We start from the raw sequence: 4,738 nt of genomic DNA on the forward strand, positions 1-4,738 counted from the left end.
TCCATCCCCCCCGCCTCCACCCCCTGCGACTTCGCCCGCGCCCCGTAGGAGGGGGACGCCACCCCCGTGCGGGGCGTTCCCGCGGGCGGGGGCAACGCCCCTCACGCATGCGGCTCGACGGCCCTACGAGGCTTCGCGCAGCTCCACGGCCCGCCGGCGGCGCCGGGCCAGCACCACCCGGCGCTCGGCGGCCGTGAGGCCGCCCCAGACGCCGTACGGCTCGGGCTGGAGCAGCGCGTGCTCCCGGCAGGCGACCATGACGGGGCAGCGGGCGCAGACGCGTTTGGCAGCCTCCTCACGGGACAGCCGGGCGGCGGTCGGCTCCTTGGAGGGGGCGAAGAACAGTCCGGCCTCGTCGCGTCGGCACACCGCGTCCGCGTGCCATGGGCCGTCCTCTTCCCTGGCCGGCACCCGCGGCTTCGGCACGGCCGCCGCCGGGCGCCCCTGAAGACTCTGGACGGCGGCTACCTGCAGGGACTGGCGCGGCGGATGCGGCACGGTCTACTCCTGACGACGTATACGCGAGCGAGAGACGATGCACCTGTCCCTACCCGCTGTGCGCGCCCCTATGCACCGAGTGCCTCCGATCCGGACGGTTCGACCGAAACGTGACGCCGCCCCGCGCCGTCACCCGGCCGGCGGTGTCCAGTCGGCACGGCGGCCCAGGAAGGCGAGCAGCGAAGCGGCCGGGTCGGCCTCCGGATCGGGCGCGGGCGTGAGCGCCGGGGCGTAGGCGAAGCCGCGCAGGGGCTCGGCGAGCGCCTCCGCGGCCGGTCGCAGGGCCGCGGCGAGGGCGGGGGTCAGCGGGGACTGCCGGCCGGTGGCGACCGCGATGTCCCAGGCGTGCACGGCCGCGTCCAGCGCGGCGGCGCCGACGGCGGTCTCGGCGGGGAGGGTGAACGGCGGCAACGGGACGGCGACCTCTGCCGTGCCCGGCTCCACCCCGGCGAAGGCCTCGGCGGCGGCTTCGAGGGCCGGCTCCAGCAGCTCCGCGGGCGTACCGGCCAGGATGCCGGTGGGGGCGAAGGGGTCCTCGGCCGGTCCGGGGCCGCCGGTGAGGCGGGAGGCGTAGGCGAGCTGGTCGCCGGCCGCGTGCTGGAGCACTTGGCCGACATTCCACTGGTCGCACGGGGTCGGCTTGCGCCGGGCGTCGGCGGGCAGGGCATCGGCGACCGCGCGCAGCGCGGCGTACGCCTGGTCGAGCAGGTCCCACTTGGATGCGGTCATGGGCCGACCCTAAGGGCGCCCCCCGGCCAACCGGCCGGATTCCAGGGCCCGTTGCCCGCGTGTCGCCGCTTCCGGGCGGTGCGGGACGGCCGAACGCGACGGGCCGAACGGGACGACCGGACGGGACCGGCCCAACCGGAGGACCGGACGGGACGGGGGTGGACCCAGCGGGGCCCTACCCCTCCAGCCGCTGGTGCGAGGCCCCGCGGGCCAGGTCCACCAGGCGCACGCCGGGCTTGCGGCGGGCCTCGATGTTGCCCAGCAGCGCGAACGCGCGGACGATCACGACCGGCGCGTGCGGATCGCTCGCGCCGCCGCCGCCCGCACCGTCCACCTCGACGCTGCCGAGGAGCCCGCTGCCGTAGCCGCGCAGCGTCACGTTCTCCGGGACCACGATCTCCACGTTACCCAGCACGCACGTCACGTTGACCTCGGTGACCTGCTGCTCGAAGACGGCCTCGGTGAGGTCGATGGTGATGTCACCCATGACGGAGACCGCGCGGGTGTGCGCGCCCGGGCGCCAGCGCCCCTTGCGGGAGGCACTGCTGCACACCGCGACCACGGTCTCGCCGGGACCGCCCACCGCGGGACCCACGGGGGCCGGGGCGGCGTACGAGGGCTCGTGCCGGGGCGTGCCGCCGGGCGCGGGCAGGTCCCGTACGAGCACGTCCAGCTCGCCGACCGTCTTGAGGGCGTAGAGCGAGTCGAGGCGGTCGGAGTGCTCCTGCGAGGTCAGCCGCCCCTCGGCGAGGGCGTCGGAGAGGATCTGCGCGATCCGGTCCCGGTCCGCGTCGGAGGCGCGCAGCCCGGCGGCGGGCACGGGGACGGGCGCGGGGTCGGAGGGGTGCTTTTCCAGGTCCACGCCTCCCAGCATAGCGAGACACGATAGATCGCGATACTCCCCAGTGAGCCTTACCTCACAACCAAAGGTCCCGGCGGAGGTCCTACGCTGGTTACCGCGCTGCCAATTGGTCGCCAGCGCCGTCTGCCGAGTGAGGGAATGACTGCCGTCATGCCAGAGTTTGCGTACACCGACCTGCTGCCCCTGGGCGAGGACACCACCCCGTACCGGCTGGTGACCTCCGAAGGCGTCTCCACCTTCGAGGCCGACGGCCGTACGTTCCTCAAGGTCGAGCCCGAGGCGCTGCGCAAGCTCGCCGAAGAGGCGATCCACGACATCCAGCACTTCCTGCGCCCCGCGCACCTCGCGCAGCTGCGCCGCATCATCGACGACCCCGAGGCCTCCTCGAACGACAAGTTCGTCGCCCTCGACCTGCTCAAGAACGCGAACATCGCGGCGGCCGGCGTCCTGCCGATGTGCCAGGACACCGGCACGGCGATCGTCATGTGCAAGCGCGGCCAGAACGTCCTCACCGAGGGCGGTGACGAGGCGGCCCTCTCCCGCGGTGTCTACGACGCGTACACCCGCCTGAACCTGCGCTACTCGCAGATGGCCCCGGTCACCATGTGGGAGGAGAAGAACACCGGCTCGAACCTGCCCGCGCAGATCGAGCTGTACGCGACCGACGGCGGCGCGTACAAGTTCCTCTTCATGGCCAAGGGCGGCGGCTCCGCCAACAAGTCCTTCCTCTACCAGGAGACCAAGGCGGTCCTCAACGAGGCCTCCATGATGAAGTTCCTGGAGGAGAAGATCCGCTCGCTCGGCACCGCGGCCTGCCCGCCGTACCACCTGGCGATCGTGGTCGGCGGCACCTCGGCCGAGCACGCCCTGAAGACCGCGAAGTACGCCTCGGCCCACTACCTGGACGAGCTCCCCACCGAGGGCTCCCCCCTCGGCCACGGCTTCCGCGATCTCGACCTCGAACAGCAGGTCTTCGAACTCACCCAGAAGATCGGCATCGGCGCGCAGTTCGGCGGCAAGTACTTCTGCCACGACGTCCGCGTGGTCCGCCTCCCCCGCCACGGCGCCTCGCTGCCCATCGCGATCGCCGTGTCCTGCTCGGCGGACCGCCAGGCCACCGCGAAGATCACCGCCGAGGGCGTCTTCCTGGAGCAGCTGGAGCGCGACCCGGCCCGCTTCCTCCCGGACACCACGGACGAGCACCTCTCCGACTCCGCGGACGTGGTCTCGATCGACCTCAACCAGCCGATGGAGTCGATCCTCGCGACCCTCACCCAGCACCCGGTGAAGACCCGCCTCTCCCTCACCGGCCCGCTGGTCGTGGCGCGCGACATCGCGCACGCCAAGATCAAGGAACTCCTGGACTCCGGCGCGGAGATGCCGCAGTACCTCAAGGACCACCCGGTCTACTACGCGGGCCCCGCGAAGACCCCCGAGGGCTACGCCTCCGGCTCCTTCGGCCCGACCACGGCCGGCCGCATGGACTCGTACGTCGAGCAGTTCCAGGCGGCGGGCGGCTCCAAGGTCATGCTGGCCAAGGGCAACCGCTCCCAGCAGGTGACGGACGCGTGCGGCACGCACGGCGGCTTCTACCTCGGCTCGATCGGCGGCCCGGCGGCGCGCCTGGCCCAGGACTGCATCAAGAAGGTCGAGGTCCTGGAGTACGAGGAGCTCGGCATGGAAGCGGTCTGGAAGATCGAGGTCGAGGACTTCCCGGCCTTCATCGTGGTCGACGACAAGGGCAACGACTTCTTCCAGAACCCGGCCCCCGAACCGACGTTCACCCACATCCCGGTCCGCGGCCCGGGCCTCGCGTAGCAAATCGCCGCAACCGGGGCGGGGCGCCCGCCCCGGTTACAGGTAGGTCACCTGGCGAATGTAGACGCACTCGCTTCTGGGGATGATCAGGTAGACGAACATGCCGTCGTCAAGGTTCATCACGGCACCCTTCGGCCCCATCTCGCGGTAGGCGGTGCCGTCGAGGTACAGCGCTTCCGCTGCGCGTACGAGCTCGTCAGCGGCCTTCTCCACTTCCACCACGAAGGCCGGCGGGGCTCCTCCGACGACGTGTTCCTCGCCGGGGTCGTATTCCCAGCTCCAGCTCACTCATTCACCGCCTGCGCGGCCTCGGCCTCGACGGCAGCCAGTTCGTCCATGGCGGGGCGGAAGCCCGGATCATCCTTGCTGGTCGTGCGGTGGACGGCTGCCAGGGCGTCATTGCGACGAGCGAAGAGATCCGGACGCCGCTCGATCTCGACCTCGCGCATCCACCAGTCGAGCCAGTGCGTGAGGTGCCCGACCTTCCCGCTCCGGATGGCGGCGGCCAGCGCGTTCTCCTTGTGCTGCTCCAGCTCCGCCAAGCGGTGCGGGGCGATCCGGGCGAGGGCGACACGTACGGCGTCGGGCGTGCGCTCAGGGCGCGGGATCAGCGCCGCGCCGTGGTCCGGCTGTGTGGTCACGGTGTCCTCCAAGGGGTGCCCCGGCCAGCGTATCCATTCCTCCACAGACAAGGCCCCAGCACGGCGCGTACGGGAGGGGGCGGGGGTGGGGTGGGGTGTCGGCCGGGACGTAAAACGTGATTTGTGGCACGCCAAAGACCCGAACCCTCCGAAGCGACCAGAGGGCGCCAAAAATCATGCAGTCCCGGCC

General features: G+C 71.9%; 6 protein-coding genes. 1 reads left to right on the plus strand and 5 read right to left on the minus strand.

The window, feature by feature from the left end:
• Nucleotides 1-123: 123 nt before the first annotated feature.
• From ACWGDE_RS36260 to ACWGDE_RS36270, 3 genes are all read right to left on the minus strand, one after another.
• Nucleotides 124-498, minus strand: a complete 375-nt coding sequence (locus ACWGDE_RS36260) for a WhiB family transcriptional regulator (protein WP_453393336.1) — start codon at nucleotides 496-498, stop codon at nucleotides 124-126.
• Nucleotides 499-627: 129 nt separating this feature from the next.
• On the minus strand, nucleotides 628-1,227 hold the full coding sequence (locus ACWGDE_RS36265) for a TIGR03086 family metal-binding protein (RefSeq protein ID WP_453393337.1): 600 nt from the start codon (nucleotides 1,225-1,227) through the stop codon (nucleotides 628-630).
• 175 nt (nucleotides 1,228-1,402) lie between these two features.
• On the minus strand, nucleotides 1,403-2,089 hold the full coding sequence (locus ACWGDE_RS36270) for a DUF1707 SHOCT-like domain-containing protein (RefSeq protein ID WP_453393338.1): 687 nt from the start codon (nucleotides 2,087-2,089) through the stop codon (nucleotides 1,403-1,405).
• Nucleotides 2,090-2,239: 150 nt separating this feature from the next.
• Between ACWGDE_RS36270 and ACWGDE_RS36275 the strand changes: the two genes are divergently transcribed.
• Complete coding sequence (locus tag ACWGDE_RS36275; protein WP_453393339.1) at nucleotides 2,240-3,907, plus strand: fumarate hydratase; 1,668 nt, start codon at nucleotides 2,240-2,242, stop codon at nucleotides 3,905-3,907.
• Between the two features lie 36 nt (nucleotides 3,908-3,943).
• On the opposite strand, the gene ACWGDE_RS36280 is transcribed toward ACWGDE_RS36275, so the two are convergent.
• Nucleotides 3,944-4,195, minus strand: coding sequence for a hypothetical protein (locus ACWGDE_RS36280; RefSeq protein ID WP_453393340.1), 252 nt, complete (start codon nucleotides 4,193-4,195; stop codon nucleotides 3,944-3,946).
• A complete protein-coding gene (locus ACWGDE_RS36285; RefSeq protein WP_453393341.1) occupies nucleotides 4,192-4,548 on the minus strand; it encodes a hypothetical protein in 357 nt (118 codons plus the stop codon). Before ACWGDE_RS36285 ends, ACWGDE_RS36280 begins: the two co-directional genes overlap by 4 nt.
• Between the last annotated feature and the right edge of the window lie 190 nt (nucleotides 4,549-4,738).

It is taken from the genome of Streptomyces sp. NPDC054956 (assembly GCF_053609185.1).

Excerpts from the sequence above, each read along its gene's own strand:
- ACWGDE_RS36265 (WP_453393337.1), bottom strand. The coding sequence starts at position 1,227 with ATGACCGCATCCAAGTGGGACCTGCTCGACCAGGCGTACGCCGCGCTG.
- ACWGDE_RS36275 (WP_453393339.1), top strand. The coding sequence starts at position 2,240 with ATGCCAGAGTTTGCGTACACCGACCTGCTGCCCCTGGGCGAGGACACC.